Origin of the sequence: Pseudomonas sp. MH9.3 (assembly GCF_034354675.1) — a bacterium.
In the GTDB taxonomy this organism is placed as follows: Bacteria; Pseudomonadota; Gammaproteobacteria; order Pseudomonadales; family Pseudomonadaceae; genus Aquipseudomonas.
This window is the reverse complement of record NZ_CP133785.1, coordinates 2,397,410-2,416,724: the sequence shown is the minus strand read 5'-3', so window position 1 is coordinate 2,416,724 and position 19,315 is coordinate 2,397,410. Positions and strand designations below refer to the sequence as shown.

General features: G+C 62.5%; 19 protein-coding genes. 5 read left to right on the top strand and 14 right to left on the bottom strand.

Features of this window, described 5'->3' with window-relative positions:
* The first annotated feature begins 59 nt into the window (after window positions 1-59).
* Window positions 60-1,622 (top strand): lactate dehydrogenase, encoded by a 1,563-nt coding sequence (locus RHM60_RS10510; RefSeq protein WP_322214382.1) that lies wholly within the window; start codon window positions 60-62, stop codon window positions 1,620-1,622.
* A gap of 221 nt (window positions 1,623-1,843) precedes the next feature.
* Window positions 1,844-2,902 (top strand): quinolinate synthase NadA, encoded by a 1,059-nt coding sequence (gene nadA / locus RHM60_RS10505; RefSeq protein WP_231423801.1) that lies wholly within the window; start codon window positions 1,844-1,846, stop codon window positions 2,900-2,902.
* Between the two features lie 69 nt (window positions 2,903-2,971).
* Here nadA and RHM60_RS10500 read toward each other — a convergent pair whose 3' ends face one another.
* The 14 genes from RHM60_RS10500 to RHM60_RS10435 form a co-directional block, all read right to left on the bottom strand.
* On the bottom strand, window positions 2,972-3,460 hold the full coding sequence (locus RHM60_RS10500; protein WP_322214380.1) for an RDD family protein: 489 nt from the start codon (window positions 3,458-3,460) through the stop codon (window positions 2,972-2,974).
* Window positions 3,461-3,554: 94 nt separating this feature from the next.
* On the bottom strand, window positions 3,555-3,767 hold the full coding sequence (locus RHM60_RS10495) for a cold-shock protein (protein ID WP_003237709.1): 213 nt from the start codon (window positions 3,765-3,767) through the stop codon (window positions 3,555-3,557).
* A 392-nt stretch (window positions 3,768-4,159) separates the two neighbouring features.
* Window positions 4,160-5,284 (bottom strand): glycine cleavage system aminomethyltransferase GcvT, encoded by a 1,125-nt coding sequence (gcvT, locus tag RHM60_RS10490; RefSeq protein WP_322214379.1) that lies wholly within the window; start codon window positions 5,282-5,284, stop codon window positions 4,160-4,162.
* 53 nt (window positions 5,285-5,337) lie between these two features.
* Window positions 5,338-8,178: an aminomethyl-transferring glycine dehydrogenase gene (gene gcvP / locus RHM60_RS10485; protein ID WP_322214378.1), complete on the bottom strand. Its 2,841-nt coding sequence runs from the start codon at window positions 8,176-8,178 to the stop codon at window positions 5,338-5,340.
* 10 nt (window positions 8,179-8,188) lie between these two features.
* Window positions 8,189-8,572, bottom strand: coding sequence for a glycine cleavage system protein GcvH (gene gcvH / locus RHM60_RS10480; protein WP_322214377.1), 384 nt, complete (start codon window positions 8,570-8,572; stop codon window positions 8,189-8,191).
* A gap of 307 nt (window positions 8,573-8,879) precedes the next feature.
* A complete protein-coding gene (locus RHM60_RS10475; RefSeq protein ID WP_322214376.1) occupies window positions 8,880-10,388 on the bottom strand; it encodes a sigma-54-dependent transcriptional regulator in 1,509 nt (502 codons plus the stop codon).
* A 110-nt stretch (window positions 10,389-10,498) separates the two neighbouring features.
* Entirely contained in the window at window positions 10,499-10,861 is a 363-nt protein-coding gene (locus tag RHM60_RS10470; protein WP_209984215.1) for a DUF5064 family protein, read from the bottom strand.
* 385 nt (window positions 10,862-11,246) lie between these two features.
* On the bottom strand, window positions 11,247-12,596 hold the full coding sequence (locus RHM60_RS10465; RefSeq protein ID WP_322214375.1) for a CoA transferase: 1,350 nt from the start codon (window positions 12,594-12,596) through the stop codon (window positions 11,247-11,249).
* Window positions 12,597-12,636: 40 nt separating this feature from the next.
* On the bottom strand, window positions 12,637-13,980 hold the full coding sequence (locus RHM60_RS10460; protein WP_322214373.1) for a HAMP domain-containing sensor histidine kinase: 1,344 nt from the start codon (window positions 13,978-13,980) through the stop codon (window positions 12,637-12,639).
* Window positions 13,981-14,048: 68 nt separating this feature from the next.
* A complete protein-coding gene (locus RHM60_RS10455) occupies window positions 14,049-14,525 on the bottom strand; it encodes a Spy/CpxP family protein refolding chaperone (protein ID WP_322214371.1) in 477 nt (158 codons plus the stop codon).
* A 280-nt stretch (window positions 14,526-14,805) separates the two neighbouring features.
* On the bottom strand, window positions 14,806-15,483 hold the full coding sequence (locus RHM60_RS10450; RefSeq protein ID WP_322214369.1) for a response regulator transcription factor: 678 nt from the start codon (window positions 15,481-15,483) through the stop codon (window positions 14,806-14,808).
* Window positions 15,484-15,490: 7 nt separating this feature from the next.
* Entirely contained in the window at window positions 15,491-15,898 is a 408-nt protein-coding gene (locus tag RHM60_RS10445) for a translation initiation factor 2 (protein ID WP_322214367.1), read from the bottom strand.
* Window positions 15,899-16,004: 106 nt separating this feature from the next.
* On the bottom strand, window positions 16,005-16,304 hold the full coding sequence (locus tag RHM60_RS10440) for a YciI family protein (protein ID WP_209984198.1): 300 nt from the start codon (window positions 16,302-16,304) through the stop codon (window positions 16,005-16,007).
* Between the two features lies 1 nt (window position 16,305).
* Entirely contained in the window at window positions 16,306-16,902 is a 597-nt protein-coding gene (locus RHM60_RS10435; RefSeq protein WP_057007151.1) for a septation protein A, read from the bottom strand.
* Between the two features lie 87 nt (window positions 16,903-16,989).
* Between RHM60_RS10435 and RHM60_RS10430 the strand changes: the two genes are divergently transcribed.
* From RHM60_RS10430 to RHM60_RS10420, 3 genes are all read left to right on the top strand, one after another.
* A complete protein-coding gene (locus RHM60_RS10430) occupies window positions 16,990-17,853 on the top strand; it encodes a PHP domain-containing protein (protein WP_209984196.1) in 864 nt (287 codons plus the stop codon).
* 13 nt (window positions 17,854-17,866) lie between these two features.
* A complete protein-coding gene (locus RHM60_RS10425; RefSeq protein ID WP_003237737.1) occupies window positions 17,867-18,496 on the top strand; it encodes an L-threonylcarbamoyladenylate synthase in 630 nt (209 codons plus the stop codon).
* Window positions 18,497-18,616: 120 nt separating this feature from the next.
* Complete coding sequence (locus tag RHM60_RS10420; RefSeq protein WP_209990487.1) at window positions 18,617-19,315, top strand: segregation and condensation protein A; 699 nt, start codon at window positions 18,617-18,619, stop codon at window positions 19,313-19,315.

The following is a 19,315-nucleotide window of genomic DNA, read 5'->3' as shown; positions in this document are numbered from 1 at the left end:
GTCAATCGCACCCCATCTTGGTTAAATTGGAGACTGCTCAACTCACGACAGGGATCGTCATGACTACGCTTTCACCCATCAGCTCCAGCCTCAGCCCGATTCTGCGTTTTGCGGGTCAACCACTTGCCGCCCAGCCACGCGATACCCCTGTTGCTGATCGACCTTCATCCGTCGTCAGTCTGGGCAACGTGGTATCCGACACGCTCTCCAGCACCTACTCTGTGCGTGGGCAACTGCCCGGCCAGGCCCCGGCGCTGGCTTGGGAGAGTGACAGTCATGACACCCTGAGCAAGGCGATCAATACCAACTTCAACGCATTATCCATTGCCAACCGCTTCAAAGGCCTGGGCGACAGTCTGGTGGCTCAGTTTGCCGTGGGCGGTACGGATATTTCCCAGTCGGTACGCTATGCAGGCGCAGAAAGTGCCGGCGAGCTCAAGCTCAGTCAGTCGCTGCTGCACAGTAAGGCCGACAATCTGGTCAGCCTTAACATCAAGACCGCCAGCGGCAAGACCATCACCTTCAGTTTATCCAGCCAGAGTGATGGCCTGGGCGTTCAGGCCACTGTGGACGGTGGCACCTTGAGCGACGATGAGCTCAAGGCCGTCGGTCAGTTGAGCAGCGCGTTCCAGGCAGCGGTCGACGGGCTGACCGCCGTGCCGCCGAAGCTCGATCTGGGCGGCCTGACCCGGTTCGATTCCGGAATATTGGCATCCGTCGACCTCAACGCCAGGTTGGAGATAGCGGACACGCAGCAGCAGACCCTTGCGTTTCACGCCGACAACCAGAGCCGTACCACCCGCATGAGTGGTGCGGATGGCGAATTGAGCCTCGCGGTGGACCTGAAAAACGCTGCGATCCTCGGCGAAGCTCAACAACAGGCCAAGGCGCTGAAAAGCTACCTGGCTCAGTTTGATCGAGTGCAGGAGCGGGGCAATGCCAAGGCGCCATTGATGAGCATGTTCAAGGACGCGTTCAGCGCCATGAACAGCAATTATCCTCAAGGTGCCGCTGCACCCGAGGCCCTGACCCGCAATCCGGCAGATCAGCGCTTGCTCAGTGGCTTGGCTGACTTCAAGGCATCGATCAAACAGGCCAGCGAGGCTTCCAACCCGATGCGTCCGTCCGAGGTCGATAGCTTTGCCTACGACGTGGCGCAGAACACCCGCGTGGGTGGCAGCAGCACGTTGGACCGCAGCGTGACCCAGGATCAGCAATCGAGCCTGTCCGCCAGTTTCCACAAGGATCTGAACGGCACCCTAAACCCCGCGCTCGACACCACGGCCGAATCGCAGAATTACCTTTATGTGCAGGTCGAGGACACGGCCAGCAGCTCGACCCATCTGGGGTATAAGGAAGGAATGCTTACCCGGGCCTCTGTCTCGCAGTCCGCAAGCCAGGATACGCGTACGCAAAAATACGTGATGGGCAAGCAGGTCGACGAGACGTTTGTGCCCCGGCACGCTTCGGCCAGGCGTGACTACGTGACATTGCTGGAACACGCGGCACGGGAAAGCAATAAGTCCAGGGAGGCGCTGGAAGAGCCGACGCTCAAGGAGGCACTGGCGCACATGCATGCCGCTGTGCTGCTGCAGGAAGATCCCTCCGCACTGTCGCGCTGACAACGTCCATAAAACAGGAAACCCGGTTTCCTGTTTTTAGGCCTGACAGATGCGCACGTCAGCGCCAGATTAGGCTTTTGAATCGATTCGATATTCTGTAGCCTTGCGCAGCTTCACCCGTGCTTGATGAACACAATCACTTCGTCCGGCGGCGCCCGAAGGGCTCCAGAGCCGGTGGTACACTCGACTTTCGCGCAACTGCGCCTGCAGGTCTTGCGAACATGACGCACATTTCCGAACGCCTACTGGTTCAAGCCCATCTCGACGCCAAGGCGCCCAAGGCCCTCAGCGCCGACGAAGAGGCCGCCCTGCGCGTCGCTATCGCCGCCGAGCTCAACGCTCAGGACGCGGTGCTGGTTGCCCACTTTTACTGCGATCCGGTGATTCAGGCCCTGGCCGAAGAAACCGGTGGCTGCGTCTCCGACTCCCTTGAAATGGCGCGCTTCGGCGCTGCTCACCCGGCCAAAACCGTACTGGTGGCCGGCGTGCGTTTCATGGGCGAGACCGCCAAGATCCTCACCCCTGAAAAGCGCATCCTCATGCCGACCCTGGAAGCCACCTGCTCCCTGGACCTTGGCTGCCCGGTGGATGAGTTTTCGGCGTTTTGCGACCAGCATCCCGAGCGCACCGTGGTGGTGTATGCCAACACCTCGGCAGCGGTCAAAGCCCGTGCCGACTGGGTGGTGACCTCCAGCTGCGCGCTGGAAATCGTCGAGAGCCTGATGGACAACGGCGAGACCATCATCTGGGGGCCGGACAAGCACCTGGGCACCTATATTCAGCGTCAGACCGGCGCCGACATGTTGCTGTGGGACGGTGCCTGCATCGTCCACGAAGAGTTCAAGTCCAAGCAGCTCGAAGACATGAAGGCGCTGTACCCGGACGCTGCGATCCTGGTGCACCCCGAGTCGCCGACCGCCGTGATCGAACTGGCGGATGCGGTGGGTTCCACCAGCCAACTGATCGCTGCAGCGCAGCGCCTGCCGAACAAGACCTTCATCGTGGCGACGGACCGCGGCATCTTCTACAAGATGCAGCAGCTGTGCCCGGACAAGGTTTTTGTCGAAGCGCCCACAGCGGGCAACGGCGCCGCATGCCGCAGTTGCGCGCACTGCCCGTGGATGGCGATGAATACCCTGGAGCGCACGTTGCAGTGCTTGCGTGAGGGCAGTAACGAGATATTCGTCGAGCCGTCGGTGATCCCCCATGCGGTGCGCCCGCTCAAGCGCATGCTGGATTTCACCCAGGCTGCGCGGCTCAAGCTGGCCGGCAACGCCTGACGCCAGCCGGACATCGCTAAAATGTGGGAGGAAGCTTGCTCCCACATTTGGATTTTCATTATTTCGGGATTATTTTTTCTGCTTGGGGATTCGCACCAGTTGCGTGTCCGAGTAGATGTCATGCCAGCTGCGTTTGTGCTTATCGAACAATGACCAGACGAACCCAAGCCCCACGCACAGCCACGACGCAATCGATACCATAACGCGCAACAGCGCCTGCCACAGGCTGATACGCGAGCCGTCGGCGTTCTGCACGCGCACGCCCCAGACCTGCATGCCCAATGTCTGCCCGGAGTGAGTCCAGAACTTGGCAAAAAAGCCGAACAGCACAAACAGCAGGAGGGTCGACAGTATCGGGTCACCGTCCAGCGCGCCGGACTCGCTGAGCGCGCGCATGTTCGCTTCCCCCACGAACGCAATCCACACCAGCGTGTAGATAAAAGCGGTGACGATCAGCAGCGCAGTGCACAACAGAGCGTCATAGAGCATCGCTGCCAGGCGACGACTCAGGCCGGCGGCGGGGAACGCGCCCTGGGGGCTCAGCAGGGGCTTGGGCATGGCAGGGCTCTCGCAGGAAAACGCCCAGTTTACGGATTCGCGTCCATAAAAAAGCCCCTGATGTCATATCAGGGGCTTTTTGTTGCAGGCGCGATCAGCCTTCTGCTTGTACTTCGTCAGCCTGCATGCCTTTCTGGCCTTGCACAGCAACGAAAGTTACTTTCTGGCCTTCTTTCAGGCTCTTGAAGCCGTTGCCCTGGATGGCGCGGAAATGCACGAACAGATCCGGACCGCTTTCTGGCGTGATAAAACCAAACCCTTTTTCGTCATTGAACCACTTGACGGTACCGCTCTGACGTGTGGACATTTCTTCTTTCCTTTGACGCTAAAAATTAATGACAGCCCCTTTCACATGAAAGAGCACTGGGCTGGGTTGCAGGAAAGTAAGAGACGTCGAACGGGTTGTAGCAAACTACAGCAGCTACTGCCCAGGTCCAGGTTCCAAGCGACCCATGCAAACACAGTGGACAAACTCTACGCCAACTAACGCAGAAAAAACAAGCCCTGCCAAACCCCCAGTATTTACTAGGCCACGTGGCACTTTGATCAACAAACCAGCGCGACCTTATTCGATAGAGAAGTTCACTTGTTATAGGGGATTGCCTATAAGAAAGTCTATCGACGATGCACTGTTTTATGGCGGTTGCGTGACAGTTTAGTGCGCATTAACGCAACCGCGTTACTTATAGAAACGGTCAATCAGCCACGGTAGTAACGTTGCGGCACAAATGGCATTTTACTTACACGTAATGGCACCTTTTTCCCACGCACCAATGCTGACACCTCGGTATCCAGCGCAGTGAAGGCGCTGTCCAGATAACCCATTGCCAACGGACCCCCCAGGCTCGGGCCAAAACCGCCGCTGCAGACGCTGCCGATAACGGTGCCCTGTTCGTCGACGATCTCTGCGCCTTCACGCACAGGTGTCCGTTCCTGGGGCAGCAGGCCTACGCGCTTGCGGTTTACGCCGGCCTGTTGCTGGCTGAAGATGTGTTCGGTGCCCGGGAAGCCGCCGGCGCGAGCGCCATCGCTACGACGTGCCTTGGAGATCGCCCACAGCAGGCTCGCTTCAATCGGCGTGGTGTCGGTGTTCATGTCATGGCCGTACAGGCACAAGCCGGCTTCCAGGCGCAGGGAGTCGCGGGCGCCGAGGCCGATGGGCTGCACTTCGGTTTCGGCCAGCAGGCTGCGCGCGAGGCTTTCGGCATTGGCGGCGGGTACGGAGATTTCAAATCCATCTTCACCGGTGTAGCCCGAACGGCTCACGTAGCAATCAACCCCCAGCAGGCGAACGCTGGCGAACTGCATGAACGTCATGCGGGTGACTTCCGGCGCCAGGCGCGCCAGTACCTTTACCGCCTCCGGGCCCTGCAGGGCCAGCAGCGCGCGCGCTTCGAACAGCGGTTCGATGCTGCATTGATCACCGATGTGTTTGCGCAAGTGCGCCAGGTCCTGATCCTTGCAGGCGGCGTTGACCACCAGGAACAGTTCGTCGTTACCGAGGTTGGCCACCATGAGGTCGTCGAGAATGCCGCCCTGCTCGTTGGTGAACATCGCGTAGCGCTGCATGCCCACCGGCAGGTCGATAATGTCGACCGGCACCAGGGTTTCCAGGGCCTTGGCGGCATTGGCGCCGCTGAGGCGGATCTGGCCCATGTGGGACACGTCGAACAACCCGGCGTGCTCACGGGTGTGCAGGTGTTCCTTCATCACGCCCAGCGGGTATTGCACCGGCATGTCGTAGCCGGCGAAGGGCACCATGCGTGCGCCGAGTTCGAGGTGCAGGGCGTGCAAGGGCGTTTTCAATAGAGTGTCGGTGGACATGTTCAGCTCCTGAAAAAGTGCGAAGTGTGAGAGGGAGCAAACTCCCTCCCAGCTCAGGCGTAGCTTTCGATGGACGGGCAGGCGCAGACAAGGTTGCGATCGCCGAACACGTTATCCACGCGCCCAACCGGTGGCCAATACTTGCCGTCGACCAGCGACGCAACCGGGTATACCGCCTGTTCACGGCTGTACGGGTGGCTCCACTCGCCAACCAGCTCCGCCGCGGTGTGCGGGGCGTTTTTCAGGGGGTTGTCATCCTTGTCCAGCGTGCCGTTTTCCACTGCGCGGATCTCTTCACGGATGGCAATCATGGCCTCGCAAAAGCGGTCCAGTTCTTCCCGTGATTCGCTTTCGGTCGGCTCGATCATCAACGTGCCCGCTACCGGGAACGACATGGTCGGCGCATGGAAGCCGAAGTCGATCAGGCGCTTGGCCACGTCATCCACGCTGATGCCACTGCTGTCCTTGAGCGGACGCAGGTCAAGGATGCATTCGTGGGCCACCAGGCCGTTGCTGCCGGTATAGAGCACCGGGTAGTGTTCTTCGAGGCGACGGGAAATGTAGTTGGCATTCAGGATCGCCAACTGCGAAGCGCGCTTGAGGCCTGCGCCGCCCATCATGCTGATGTACATCCAGGTGATCGGCAAAATGCTTGCACTGCCGAACGGCGCCGCGCACACCGCGCCTTCCTTGCGTGCCATGGCCGCGTGGCCCGGCAGAAACGGCGCCAGGTGCGACTTGACGCCAATCGGGCCAACGCCCGGGCCGCCGCCGCCGTGGGGGATGCAGAAGGTCTTGTGCAGGTTCAGGTGGGACACGTCGCCGCCGAACTTGCCCGGTGCACACAGGCCGACCATCGCGTTCATGTTGGCGCCGTCGATGTACACCTGGCCGCCGTTGTCGTGAATGACGCCGCAGATTTCGCGGATGCCTTCCTCGAACACACCGTGGGTGGACGGGTAGGTGATCATCAGCGCGGCGAGGTGATCGCGGTGCTCAATGGCCTTGGCACGCAGGTCGTCGATATCGACGTTGCCGCGAGCGTCGCAGGCGGTAACCACCACGCGCATGCCAGCCATGTTGGCGGTAGCAGGGTTGGTGCCGTGGGCCGATGAGGGGATCAGGCAGATGTCGCGACGTTCATCGCCACGGCTCTGGTGATAGGCACGAATGGCCAGCAGGCCTGCGTATTCGCCCTGGGAACCGGCGTTCGGTTGCAGCGAAATCGCATCGTAGCCGGTGGCCGCGCAGAGCATGGCTTCCAGGTCGGCGGTCAGCTCCAGATAGCCGGCGCTTTGCTCGGCCGGGGCGAAGGGGTGCAGGGCACCGAATTCGGCCCAGGTCACCGGGATCATTTCGCTGGCGGCGTTGAGCTTCATGGTGCACGAGCCCAGCGGGATCATGGTGCGGTCCAGCGCCAGGTCCTTGTCGGCCAGCTTGCGCAGGTAGCGCATCAGCTCGGTTTCGGAATGGTAACGGTTGAACACCGGGTGGCTGAGGATCGCTGAGGTGCGCAGCAGCGCGGCAGGCAGACGGCCTGTAATCTCGCTGTCGAAGGCCGGCACAGGTTTGCCATCGGCGAAGATCGACCACAGGGTTTCGATATCGGCCTGGGTGGTGGTTTCGTCGACCGACAGGCCCACGCGCTCGGCATCCACCACGCGCAGGTTGATGCGCTGGGCGCGCGCCTTGTCGTGCAGGGCGGTGGTGTTGGCGCCGGTGTGGAGGGTGAGGGTGTCGAAGAAGTGTTGCTGCTCCACCTTCAGGCCCAGAGCAGTGAGGCCTTTGGCGAGGATCGCAGTGAGGTGATGAATGCGCTGGGCGATTTGGGTCAGGCCCTTGGGCCCGTGGTACACGGCGTACATGCTGGCGATGTTGGCCAGCAGCACCTGGGCAGTGCAGATGTTGCTGGTGGCTTTCTCACGACGAATATGTTGCTCGCGGGTCTGCATGGCCAGGCGCAGGGCCGGCTTGCCGAAACGGTCGACGGAAACGCCGACCAGACGGCCCGGCATGTCGCGCTTGAACGCATCCTTGGTGGAGAAGTAAGCCGCGTGCGGGCCACCGAAGCCCAGCGGTACGCCAAAGCGTTGCGCGCTGCCGATGGCCACGTCGGCGCCGAACTCGCCCGGCGGGGTCAGCAGGGTCAGTGCCAGCAAATCGGCGGCTACGGCCACCAGCGCATTGGCGGCGTGGAAGCGTTCGGTCAGCTCACGGTAGTCGAACACATCGCCGTTGCTGGCCGGGTATTGCAGCAGCGCGCCGAAGAAGGCACTCACGTCGTTCAGCTCGCGCTCATCGCCCACCACCACGTCGATGCCCAGTGGCTCGGCACGGGTGCGCAGTACGTCAAGGGTTTGCGGGTGGCTGTGGATCGACGCGAAGAAGGCATTGCTGCCCTTGTTCTTGCTCAGGCGTTTGCAGAACGTCATGGCCTCGGCGGCAGCGGTGGCTTCGTCGAGCAGGGAGGCGTTGGCGATCGGCAGGCCGGTGAGGTCGCTGATCAGGGTCTGGAAGTTCAGCAGCGCTTCCAGACGGCCCTGGGAAATTTCCGGCTGGTAAGGGGTGTAGGCGGTGTACCAGGCCGGGTTTTCCAGCAGGTTGCGCAGGATTGGCGACGGCGTATGGCAGTTGTAGTAGCCCTGGCCGATGTAAGTCTTGAACAGTTGGTTCTTGCCGGCGATGGCCTTGATCCTGGCCAGTGCCTCGGCTTCGCTCAGGCCGTCTTCCAGGCCGAGCACGCTGGTGCCCTTGATGCTTTCCGGGATCACGCTGGCGCTGAGGGCTTCGAGGGAGTCAAAACCCAGGCTGGCGAGCATGTGCTGCTCGTCCTGCGGGCGCGGGCCGATATGGCGGGCGATGAATTCGTTGGCAGTGCCGAGAGTGATGGTCATGGTGGGCTCCTCAAGCTTCAGCGTTGGCTTTGATCAGGCGATCGTACGCGTCCTGATCGAGCAATTTGGCGACCGCTTCAGCATCGACCGGTTTGAAGCGGAAGAACCAACCTTCGCCCATCGGGTCTTCGTTGACCAGCTCCGGGCTGCCATCGAGCTTGTCGTTCACTTCCAGCACTTCGCCGTCCAGCGGCATGTACACGCCGCTGGCCGCTTTCACCGACTCTACGGTGGAGGCTTCAGCGCCTTTGGTGTAGGCCTGCAACTCCGGCAGTTGCACGAAAACCACATCACCCAGCGCGTTCTGCGCGAAAGCGGTGATACCCACGGTGACGCTGCCGTCGGCTTCGGCGCGCAGCCATTCGTGATCTTCAGTGAAACGCAACTCGCTCATGGAAACTCCTGGGGCCAGAATCGGAATGATGGGAGTTGGTTAGCAATATTGCGGCCAATATGAATAATTCAATATAAATCAATGAGTTGATAAATATGAATATAACGTTAGAGGCGTTGTGTGTAGCGATATCGTTACGGGTGGGGCTGTGAAAAAAAGCCTATGTGGATCAAAGCCTTGCAGGGCGCGTCAAAACAGCGGGTGTATCGATATCGTTCCGCTGTAGCGCTTTCAGTACACTGGATGTCGTTCCTGGACCAAAACTCAAGGCCGAAGTGCACTCCCACATTTTGATCGGTGCACAGCTTCAGGGTTTGTTGGGAATGCCGTACTTGCGCAGGCGATGGGCGATAGCCGTGTGGGAGGTCTGCAACCGGCTCGCCAGTTGGCGGGTCGAGGGGTAGCGGCTGTAAAGCTTGTCCAGCAGGTCGCGCTCGAAGTCTTCCACTGCCTGTTCCAGGCTCTCGACCTCGCCGTCGCTCTGGCGCGCCACGGACGTGCCGGCGATATCCAGGTCGCCAATGTCCACCAGGCTGCTTTCGCAAATGGCCGCGGCGCGGAAGATCACGTTCTGCAATTGCCTGACGTTACCCGGCCAGCGGTTGTCCAGCAGGGCCGGGTAGGTGCCGGGTGCCAGGCGGCATACCGGGCGCTGGATCTGCGCGCAGGCCTGCTGCATGAAATAGCGCGCCAGCAGCAGAATGTCCTGGCCGCGCTCACGCAGCGGCGGCACTTTGACATTGAGCACATTGAGGCGGTAGAACAGGTCTTCGCGAAAGGTGCCCTCGCTGACCATTTTTTCCAGATCGCGGTGGGTGGCGCTGAGGATGCGCACATTGACCTTCACCTCGCGATCTCCGCCCACTCGACGAAAGCTGCCGTCGTTGAGAAAGCGCAGCAACTTGGCCTGCAGGTACGGCGACATTTCGCCGATCTCATCGAGAAACACCGTGCCCTGGTTCGCCAGCTCCATGAGCCCCGGCTTGCCACCGCGCTGGGCGCCGGTGAACGCGCCGGGGGCGTAGCCGAACAGCTCGCTTTCGGCGAGGTTCTCCGGCAGCGCCGCGCAGTTGAGCGCCAGGAACGGCGCACTGTGCCGCGCGCTGATCGCATGGCAGGCACGGGCCACCAGCTCCTTGCCGGTGCCGGTTTCACCCTGGATCAGCAGCGGTGCATCCAGCGCCGCCACCCGCTGCGCACGCGCTTTCAAGGTGCGGATCACCGCGGATTCCCCCAGCAGCGCATCAAACCCTTCGGCATGGTCATGGTGCAGCGCCGACAATTGCTCGCCGATGCGGTTGGGCTGGTAAAGGGTCAGCAGTGCGCCGGCATCGGTGATCGGCGTGGCGTCCAGCAACAGGGTCTGGCCGTTGACGCTGATCTCGCGCAAGGGCAGGCGAAAGCCGTGTTCGAGCAAGGCGTCGAGCAGCGCCGGGTCACTGAACAGCTCACTGATGCTTTCGCCGGCAGGTTCGCGTCCGTACAGCGCGATCAACGCCGGGTTGGCCAGCAGGATCTTGCCCGCGCTGTCCAGGGCCAGCACCGGGTCGGTCATGGCGGCCAGCAGCGCATCGAGTTGCAGGTGCCGGCGCTGGCCGGGGAGGATGTCGACCACCGTCACCGACTGCACGCCCTGCACGCTGAACAGCGCGTCGCGCAGCTCTTCCAGCACCGCAGCGCTGAGGGTCGGCGCGTCGATATACACGTTGGGCGGCACCATCTCCACCGCATCCAGGTTGAGATTGCGCCCACCGAGCAGCGCCAGGACTTCCTGGGTGATGCCGACGCGGTCGATAAAGCTGACGTGGATACGCATGGGGCGCTAGTCATTCTGGGGAGCGGGAGGCGGCAAGTATGCCTTGCAGATGACGGGGATCAAAATGTGGGAGCGAGCAAGCCCGCTCCCACAGGGGAGTGGCGGTGTTCCTACTCCAGGTGCTCGGGTTTGACCGGGTCACCGGACTTCACGTCCAGTTGATGGCGCACATCCTCGAACATCTGGTCGTATTGCTTGTGCATCGTGCCATTCAAGACCGCGGTTTTCGGCATGCCGTACCTGTAGGCGATGTGCATGGCGTGCCGGGCAAAATCGAAGGCCTGGTCCTTGGGCAGGAAGAACGCCTCGTTGAGGTCCTTGCCCTGTACCGAGCCGTGCAGCTTGAACAGCATGCCCGCGCCTTCCTTGGGGTCCTGGCTGACTTCGTAATCGATGTGCAGGTTGTAGCTGTAGTCGTCCTGGTTGAGCGCATGGCGCTCGACATGCAGGTGTCCAGGTTCAAAGGTGGCCATCGGCATCTCTCCTCTATGTCACAGATAGGTGAACCGCTCCCACAGCTCTGACCGCGTACAGCCGTTGAAATGCGATTCGACGGTGGGAGTCTCCGCTAAATTTGGACTCAACGCTGTCGCGCGGCAAACGGGAGACTCTGTGGCGAGCGGGCTTGCCCTAATGCCGTTCAGTTAAGCGCAGATTCCCTGTGGCGAGCAGGCTTGTCCTGCGTTGGGCTGCGCAGCAGCCCCAAAACCAGGCGCTGAGCCGTATCAGGGACACCGCGTTTTGCTTGATTGGGGGCTGCTGCGCAGCCCAACGCGGGGCAAGCCCGCTCGCCACAAAGAGGGGGGGTGCCTGAAATAACGCATGCGCAATCGGTATTTGATAGGCGCAGATACAGGTTTACCACTGCGCCCGGTGCGAGCCCAATGCCTGCGCCGGCAAATCCCATTGCAACGGCGTGCCGCTGATGTTGAGCGGTGCCAGCAGCCGATGCGCCGGGCCCCAGGCGGTCTGCTCCACCACCAGGCCTTGATCGCCGGGCTCTTCGGCGCGCAATGCCGGTTGCTCCGGTACGTGTCCCGCCTCCAGCAAACACTTCGCCGTTCGCGCCAGGGACACGCGCGCCGAACCGCCACGCCCTGATCGCAGGCGCTCGCTCAAGGCCTGAAGGGCGCTGGCCGCCATCAGATAACCGGTCGCGTGATCCAATGCCTGCACCGGCAGCGGCACCGGTGTGTCGGCCTGTTTCCAGGCCATGCCCGCCTGGGCAATTCCGCAGCTCATCTGCACCAGGCTGTCGAACCCGCGACGATTGCGCCACGGGCCGCTCCAGCCGTAGGCATTGAGGCCGACGTCGATCAGTCCGGGGGCCAGCGCCTGCCACTCAGCCGCCGTGTAGCCCAGGTGTTCCAGGGCATCGGCGCGGTAGCCGTGGATCAGCATGTCGGCGTCCTTGAGCAAGCCCTCGAACACCTGGCGATCGTCGCTGCGCTTGAGGTCCAGACGGGCGCAGCGTTTGCCCAGGGTCATGTCCGGCACCACTCCCGGCTCGTTCCACGTCGGTGAGTCGATGCGCAACACGTCCGCGCCCAATCCTGCGAGAAAGCGGCTGGCCACGGGACCGGCCAATACGCGGGTCAGGTCCAGCACCTTGACACCGGCCAGCGGCCGCGCAATGGATCCGAGCCAGGGCGTTTCGCGGGCAGCGGCAAAGGTCTCGCGCTGCACCAGTGGTTCGCTGTTCACCGCCAGCCCCTGGGGGTGACGTTGCCAGTCCTGCGCGGAACGCATCTGCGCGGCGCAACCGTTGGCCTGCACAATCGCCTCTTCCAGTTCGGCGGCATTCCAGCGGGCGACTTTCCCGGCCATGTCGGCACGGTCGGCCACCTTGCCGAGTACCCGTTCGGCCGCGGCGCGATGATGGGGCGCATTGGTGTGCAGGCGAATCCAGCCATCGGCGCTGGCGTAGTCGCCGGCGACGGCGTCCCACAGCGGTGGCACCTGCCAGCCCTGCGGGCGGATCGAGGAGGCGAACCAGAAAGACGCCAGACGTCGATCGACACTCACTTCGGGCAGGCGCCCGGTCTGTTGTTCGATCAACCGGGCCACGGCCTGGCCGGCGGCGGCGATGCTGGCGCTGGCGAGGTCAGTGACGGCGAAGGCCGAGGGCAGGGCGCCGGCCCCGTTGAAGGTCGGCGCGGTGGCGGGCAGTGCGAGTGCGGCTTGGATGGTGTTGAGCAGGTCAGTCATCAAGGGCCCTCCGTAAGAGAAGGGCCACTATAGAAGATCATCACACCGCTGTGACAACCCCGGGCACCAACGGCAGGTCGATGCTCGCTATAAACCCGCCGTCGGTATGGTTGGCCAGGATCAGGCTGCCGCCATGGCGCTCGGCGGCACGGCGCGCAATCGCCAGGCCCAGGCCGTGGCCCTGGGCGGTCTGGCCGGGCGCGCGGTAGAACGGCTCGCCGAGCTGGCTCAGGTGCGCGGTCTCGACGCCCTGGCCGTGGTCGCGCACGCTGATCAGGATGCGCTCGCCCTGAAGCTGCGCCTGCAACTCGATGGGTTGCCCGGGCGGGTTGAAGCGCTGGGCGTTGCGCAGCAGGTTATCCACCGCGCGCTCGATCATGGTCGGCCAGCCCTTGAGGTGCAGGTCGGCGGCGGCGGTGAGCTGCACCGTCTGTTCCGGCGCGCTGAGCTGGGCGTCTTTTTGCAGGGTCTTGAGCAGCAGGTTGAGGTCGATGTCCTCGACGCTGGCGTTGTCGGCATCCACCCGCGCCAGCACCAGGATCTCGCTGATCAGTGCTTCCAGGCGGTCGCATTCGCGGGTCAGGCGCGGCCAGAGCTTTTCCCGTTCTTCGCTGCCGGCGCGTTCGGCCAGGGCCAGGGCGATACGCAGGCGCGCCAGCGGCGAGCGCAGTTCATGGGACACATCGCGCAGCAGTTGGCGCTGACTGCCGATCAGGCTTTGCAGGCGGGCGCCCATGCGGTTGAAGTCGGTGGCGAGTACGCCGAACTCATCGCGCCGGTTGGCCAGGCGCGCCAGGCTGTTTTGCTGATAGGTGGCCTGGCCCAGGTCATGCACCGCGCCGCGCAGGCGGCTTAGTGGGCGCGTGATGGACAGCGTCACGAACAGGCTGAACAGGGTCAGCACCACCAGGGCAATCGCCAGGGCGCTCAATGGCCACGCCAGGCTGCTGCGGTGCCATTGGTCGAGTTCCGGGTGCGGAATACGGTAGATGAACAGGTAGGTGTCGCCGGTTTTTTCGCTGGTGTACTCGGCAGTCAGGCGCCGCCAGGGCAGAGGACCGTCCTGCCCGTCGGTCTGGCGTGCTTCAAACGCAGCGGCCCGTTTTGGAAAGGTGCCACGCACCACCGCTTCGCCGCTTTCGTTGAGCACCTGCACGTCGATGTGGTATTGGCGCTTGCGCTGTTGCAGCAGTTCCTGCGCCGCATCCTCGCCCTGGGCCTCGTACAGCTGGGTCCACTCTTCGGCCAGGTTGCTGACGCCGGGATGACGGCTGAGAATCCAGGCGTCCTGATTGAGCATATGCCCAAGCAGTAGCGACAACCCGGCAACCAACGCGATGGCCAGCCAGAAACTGGCCAGGATGCGCCAGAACAATGAACGCACAGGAAACCCTCAAACAGGAAAAGCCCAGCGACGCAGGGCCGCTGGGCTGGGGGAGTAACACTAGGGCATTATTGCGCTTTTTGCGGCTGTTGCGCTTTCCAGGCTTTGAATTCTCGCCATTCGGCACGACGCTGGTCCTGCTTCTTGACGATCTCGTCGAACTGCTTCTGCTGCTCGGGCGTCAGCACAGCGCGAATGCTGCTTTGGGTTTTCTTGCGGCTGGCGTCCTTCTCATCCTGCATGGCTTTCTGGTCGGCAGCCGGCATTTTGTCGAGGTACTTTTTGACCAGCTCGCGACGGCCTTCCATCTGTTCGCGCATCAGGCGGCCGATCTGTTGATGCTGTTCAGGGGTCAGGTCCAGCTCGCGCAACGGACCACCCCGGCCACGTGGGCCATGATCAGCGCCAGGGCCTGGGCCACCCATCATGTGACCTTCAGGGCCGCCCATCTGGCCAGCGCCTGGGCCTGGACCTTCCGGCATGGCGGCCATGGCAACAGCGGGCAGGGCAGTGGCGAACATCAGAGCGATAAGGGTCTTGCGCATGGTGATTCTCCTGTCTCTATTCCGGTGAGTCCGGATGTGAGTAGAGTACGGCGATCAAGGTCAACCGCTGTCAGCACAGGGTAAAGCTTCGGTAAAGACGATTTGGCGGGCGCCTGACAAAGTTGCCACGGCGAATGGCGCTACAGATAGTTCTGTGGCGAGCAGGCTTGTCTGTGGCGAGCAGGCTTGTCCTGCGTCGGGCTGCGCAGCAGCCCCAAAACGCGAGGCAAACTCGCTCGCCACAGAGGTATTCGCTGACTCACAGAGACCGGCGCGGCATTTAGAGGCTGTAGTAGTAGCCACGGCTGCGCAGCGCCACGATCCGTGGCCGACCATCCGGGTGCGGGCCGATTTTTTTGCGCAGGTTGCTGACGTGCATGTCCAGGCTGCGATCGTACAGCGTCAGCTTGCGGCCCAGGGCGATCTGCGCCAGTTCCTGTTTGTCCAGCGGCTCGCCTGGCTGGCGCAGCAAGGCTTCGAGCAAGCGGCTTTCGGAGACGGTGAGGGCAAATTCCTGCTCGTCGATGCTGACCACGCCACGCACCGGGCTGAAGCACAGGTCGCCGAGTTCGAGCTGGGTGGACACGGCGGCCGGGTGACTGCGGCGCAGCACCGCGCGCAGGCGGGCGGTGAGTTCGCGGGGGTCGCAGGGCTTGGCCAGGTAATCGTCGGCGCCCAGTTCCAGGCCGAGAATGCGGTCCAGCGGTTCGCCGCGGGCCGAGAGCATCAGCACCGGCAGATCCGGGTGGTCGTTGCGCAGTTGCTTGAGCAGTTCCAGGCCACTGCCGTCGGGCAGCATCACGTCAAGCACCACGGCGGCGGGCGCGCTGTCGGCCAGGGCTTTACGGGCGCTCAAGCCATCGTGGCAGGCGCGCACCTGGAAACCTTCCTGGCTCAACCAACTGGTCAGCAGCTCGCAGAGCTCCTGGTCATCGTCTATCAGTAACAGCTCGCTCATGACTCACTCAATTTAGCCATTGTCGACGGCGACGGTGCCCACCGCTGGCGAAGATCCCGCACAGCAGGGCGATCAGGGCGACGGCGGCGCCAGTGACAAACCACTGCTGCTGCTCGGTCAGCCAGCGGCTCAAGGCCCTGCCCTGGGTTTCTTTAAGCTGCTGGGCCAGGCGTTGGTTCTCCTGGCGCAAACGGCTCAGTTGAGCGCTTTCACGGCTGGTGTCCGCGGTTTGCAGTTGCCTGCTCAGTTCTTCACGCAGCCGTTCACTTTCTTTCAAGCGTTGCTGCAACTCGTTCATCTGGCTGCCCGTACTCAGGGACAACGATGTGGAGCTGCCGTTGTTCGAGGTTTCTTCAGCGTGGGCCGTGGCCCCGGCCATGATGACTGCCAACAGACACAACTGAGGTAAGCGCATCGGAACTCCTGATTCCACACGAATATTCAGAATGTTGTCGGCAGGTTACCGGGAATAATGAACAATTAGGAGCGCGCCGAACCGATAAGGTTCGGCGCCGCCTGAATCAAGGCAGGACTTGCTTGAACGGTTTGACGGTGACGTTCGCATACACGCCCGCCGTGACATACGGATCGGCGTCGGCCCAGGCCCTGGCATCGGCCAGGGACGCGAATTCGGCGACGATCAGGCTGCCGGTGAAACCGGCGTCGCCCGGGTCATTGCTGTCCACCGCCGGGTGTGGGCCGGCCAGTACGATCCGGCCTTCGGCTTGCAGCACTTTCAGGCGCTCGACATGGGCCGGGCGCACGGACAGGCGTTTTTCCAGCGAGTGGGCAACGTCGGTGGCAATGATGGCGTAGAGCATGTCAGTCCTCGGTTTTCGGCGTGGTGGGGTCGGTGTCATGCAGGTGGCGCGACAGGTAGATACCCTGGGCGACCAGGAATAGCACGGTCATGCCCAGGCTGCCGAAGACTTTGAAGTCGACCCAGTAGTCCTGGAACGTGAAGGCGACGAACAGGTTGGCGGCGCCGCAGAACAGGAAAAACACGATCCAGGCTATGTTCAAGCGGGTCCACACGGGCTCCGGCAGCGTCAGTGCGTGACCCATGATCCGCTTGATCAGCAGGCGGTCACCGATGAAGTGGCTGCCGATAAACGCCAGCGCGAACAGCCAGTTCACCACCGGGGCTTTCCATTTAAGGAAGGTTTCGCTGTGGAAGGCCAGGGTCAGGCTGCCGAAGACGAGGCAGGCGATCAGGGTCAGCCATTGGCTTTTTTCGAGTTTGCGCTGGGAGATGAAGATGGCGCCGTAGACCACGACAGAGCTGATGATCAGCACGGCGGTGGCGCTGTAGATGCCGCCGAAGGTGAGTTCGTGGCCGGCCAGATCGATGACCCGAGGGTCGAGTTTGTAAACGATGAAAAACAGCAACAGCGGGATGAAGTCGATGAATTGTTTCACAGTAAGAGCCAGAAGCTGGATGTGGCGGCATAATAACAAACATCCTTGGTTGCGATAGCGCCAGCTGACTTGAGGTTACAGACCCCCGTGAATGTTGATTTGCACTGCCACAGCACGGCCTCCGACGGCGCCCTGGCGCCTGCGGTACTGGTTGCGCGTGCGTTTGAAAAAGGCGTGCGAGTCCTGGCGTTGACCGACCACGATACCGTCGAAGGCCTCGACGAGGCCCGCGCGACAGCCCAGAGCCTGGGCATGCAACTGGTCAATGGCGTGGAGTTGTCGTGTACCTGGGGCGGCGCCACCATTCATGTGCTGGGCTATGGTTTTGACCAGAACGCGCCGGCGCTGGTCGCCGCCATCGCCCAGTTGCACGATGGTCGCTGGCTGCGGTCCGAAGAAATAAGCCGCAAGTTAAGCCTCAAAGGCATGCCCGGTGCGCTCGATGGCGCGCGCGCCATCCAGCAGGAGCTGGGCGACAGCGGCAATGCGCCGGCCCGGCCGCACTTCGCCGACTGGATGGTGCGCGAGGGTTTCGTGAAGGATCGCGCCGAAGCGTTCCGCAAATGGCTGGGCGCCGGCAAACTGGGCGATGTAAAGCAACATTGGCCGACCCTGGAAGACACCGTGCAGACCCTGCGCGCCGCCGGGGCTTGGGTCAGCCTGGCGCATCCCTGGCATTACGATTTCACCCGCAGCAAGCGTCGCAAGCTGATTGGCGACTATATGGGAGCCGGCGGCCATGCGATTGAAGTGGTCAACGGGCATCAACCCGCCGATCAGGTGGGCAGCCTGGCGATCCTTGCCCGCGAATTTGGTCTGCTGGTCAGTGCCGGCAGTGATTTCCATGGCCCAGGCGGCTGGTCCGAGATCGGCGAGTACCGCGCCATCCCGGAAGATTTGCCGCTGTTGTGGGGGCGATTCAAGCATGACCCCATTATTGCCACCGTCTGAACAGGTAGAGCACGTGAGTCAATTCTTCCAGATTCATCCGGAAAACCCCCAGGCGCGCCTGATCAAACAGGCGGTCGAGATCATCCGCGCCGGCGGTGTGGTGATCTACCCCACGGATTCGTCCTACGCTATCGGTTGTCAGATCGGCGACAAGAGTGCGGTCGAGCGTGTAAGACGCCTGCGTGACCTGGACAAGAACCACAACTTTGCGCTGATCTGCAGCGACCTGTCCCAACTGGGCCTGTTCGCCAAGGTCGACACCGGCACCTTCCGCCTGCTCAAGGCCCATCTACCCGGGCCCTACACCTTTATTCTCAACGCCACCCGCGAAGTACCGCGCCTGCTGCTGCACCCGAAGAAACGCACCATCGGCCTGCGCGTGCCCGAGCACCCGATTGCCCTGGCGCTGCTGGCCGAGTTGGGCGAGCCGCTGATGAGCGTGTCGTTGATCATGCCCGGCGACACCGAACCGCTGGAAGACCCCTACGAAATGCGTCAGCTCCTGGAAAAACAGGTGGACCTGATCATCGACGGCGGTTTCGGCGGCGGCAAGGCGTCCACCGTGATCAACCTGGCTGACGGCGAGCCGCAAGTGGTGCGGGTCGGTTGCGGCGACCCGACGCCCTTCATGGTCGAGGCCTGAATGTCGGCCTTGGAAACCGCCGATCCCCAGGCGGGCGCCCAGCAGGAACTGCCATTTGCCATGGTCTACGGCCAGGCCGTGATGGAAATGCCGCTGGACCTGTACATCCCGCCGGACGCCCTGGAAGTGTTCCTTGACGCTTTCGAAGGCCCGCTGGACTTGCTGCTGTACCTGATCCGCAAGCAGAACATCAACATCCTCGACATCCCGGTGGCGGAAATTACCCGCCAGTACATGGGCTATGTCGAGTTGATGCAATCGGTTCGCCTGGAGCTGGCCGCCGAGTACCTGGTGATGGCCGCCATGCTTGCCGAGATCAAGTCGCGCATGCTGCTGCCACGTTCCGAAACCGTCGAGGCCGAGGAAGACGATCCGCGCGCCGAGCTGATCCGCCGCCTGCAGGAATACGAACGCTTCAAGGCCGCCGCCGAAGGCATCGATGGCCTCAGCCGCGTGGGCCGTGACGTGGTGGTACCCAGGCTGGACGCGCCCGAGGCCCGCGCGCGCAAGCTGCTGCCGGACGTGAGCCTGGAGGAATTGCTGATGTCCATGGCCGAAGTGCTGCGCCGTGGCGACATGTTTGAAAGCCACCAGGTCAGCCGCGAGGCACTGTCGACCCGCGAGCGCATGAGCGACGTGCTCGAGCGCCTCAAGGGCGGCGGGTTTGTGCCGTTTGTCGAGCTGTTCACCGCCGAGGAGGGGCGCTTGGGTGTAGTGGTTACGTTCATGGCGATCCTCGAGCTGGTCAAGGAATCCCTGGTCGAGCTGGTGCAGAATGAGCCTTTTGCGGCTATCCACGTGCGGGCGCGAGCCGAATAA

Bases quoted from the DNA above. Each gene is read 5' to 3' on its own strand.
- RHM60_RS10500 (WP_322214380.1), bottom strand. From the start codon at position 3,460: ATGCCCAAGCCCCTGCTGAGCCCCCAGGGCGCGTTCCCCGCCGCCGGC.
- gcvT (WP_322214379.1), bottom strand. From the start codon at position 5,284: ATGTCCACCGACACTCTATTGAAAACGCCCTTGCACGCCCTGCACCTC.
- RHM60_RS10455 (WP_322214371.1), bottom strand. From the start codon at position 14,525: ATGCGCAAGACCCTTATCGCTCTGATGTTCGCCACTGCCCTGCCCGCT.
- RHM60_RS10440 (WP_209984198.1), bottom strand. From the start codon at position 16,304: ATGCTCTACGCCATCATTGCCACCGACGTTGCCCACTCGCTGGAAAAA.
- RHM60_RS10495 (WP_003237709.1), bottom strand. From the start codon at position 3,767: ATGTCCACACGTCAGAGCGGTACCGTCAAGTGGTTCAATGACGAAAAA.
- RHM60_RS10445 (WP_322214367.1), bottom strand. From the start codon at position 15,898: ATGCGCTTACCTCAGTTGTGTCTGTTGGCAGTCATCATGGCCGGGGCC.
- gcvH (WP_322214377.1), bottom strand. From the start codon at position 8,572: ATGAGCGAGTTGCGTTTCACTGAAGATCACGAATGGCTGCGCGCCGAA.
- RHM60_RS10475 (WP_322214376.1), bottom strand. From the start codon at position 10,388: ATGCGTATCCACGTCAGCTTTATCGACCGCGTCGGCATCACCCAGGAA.
- RHM60_RS10450 (WP_322214369.1), bottom strand. From the start codon at position 15,483: ATGAGCGAGCTGTTACTGATAGACGATGACCAGGAGCTCTGCGAGCTG.
- RHM60_RS10510 (WP_322214382.1), top strand. From the start codon at position 60: ATGACTACGCTTTCACCCATCAGCTCCAGCCTCAGCCCGATTCTGCGT.
- gcvP (WP_322214378.1), bottom strand. From the start codon at position 8,178: ATGACCATCACTCTCGGCACTGCCAACGAATTCATCGCCCGCCATATC.
- nadA (WP_231423801.1), top strand. From the start codon at position 1,844: ATGACGCACATTTCCGAACGCCTACTGGTTCAAGCCCATCTCGACGCC.
- RHM60_RS10470 (WP_209984215.1), bottom strand. From the start codon at position 10,861: ATGGCCACCTTTGAACCTGGACACCTGCATGTCGAGCGCCATGCGCTC.
- RHM60_RS10465 (WP_322214375.1), bottom strand. From the start codon at position 12,596: ATGACTGACCTGCTCAACACCATCCAAGCCGCACTCGCACTGCCCGCC.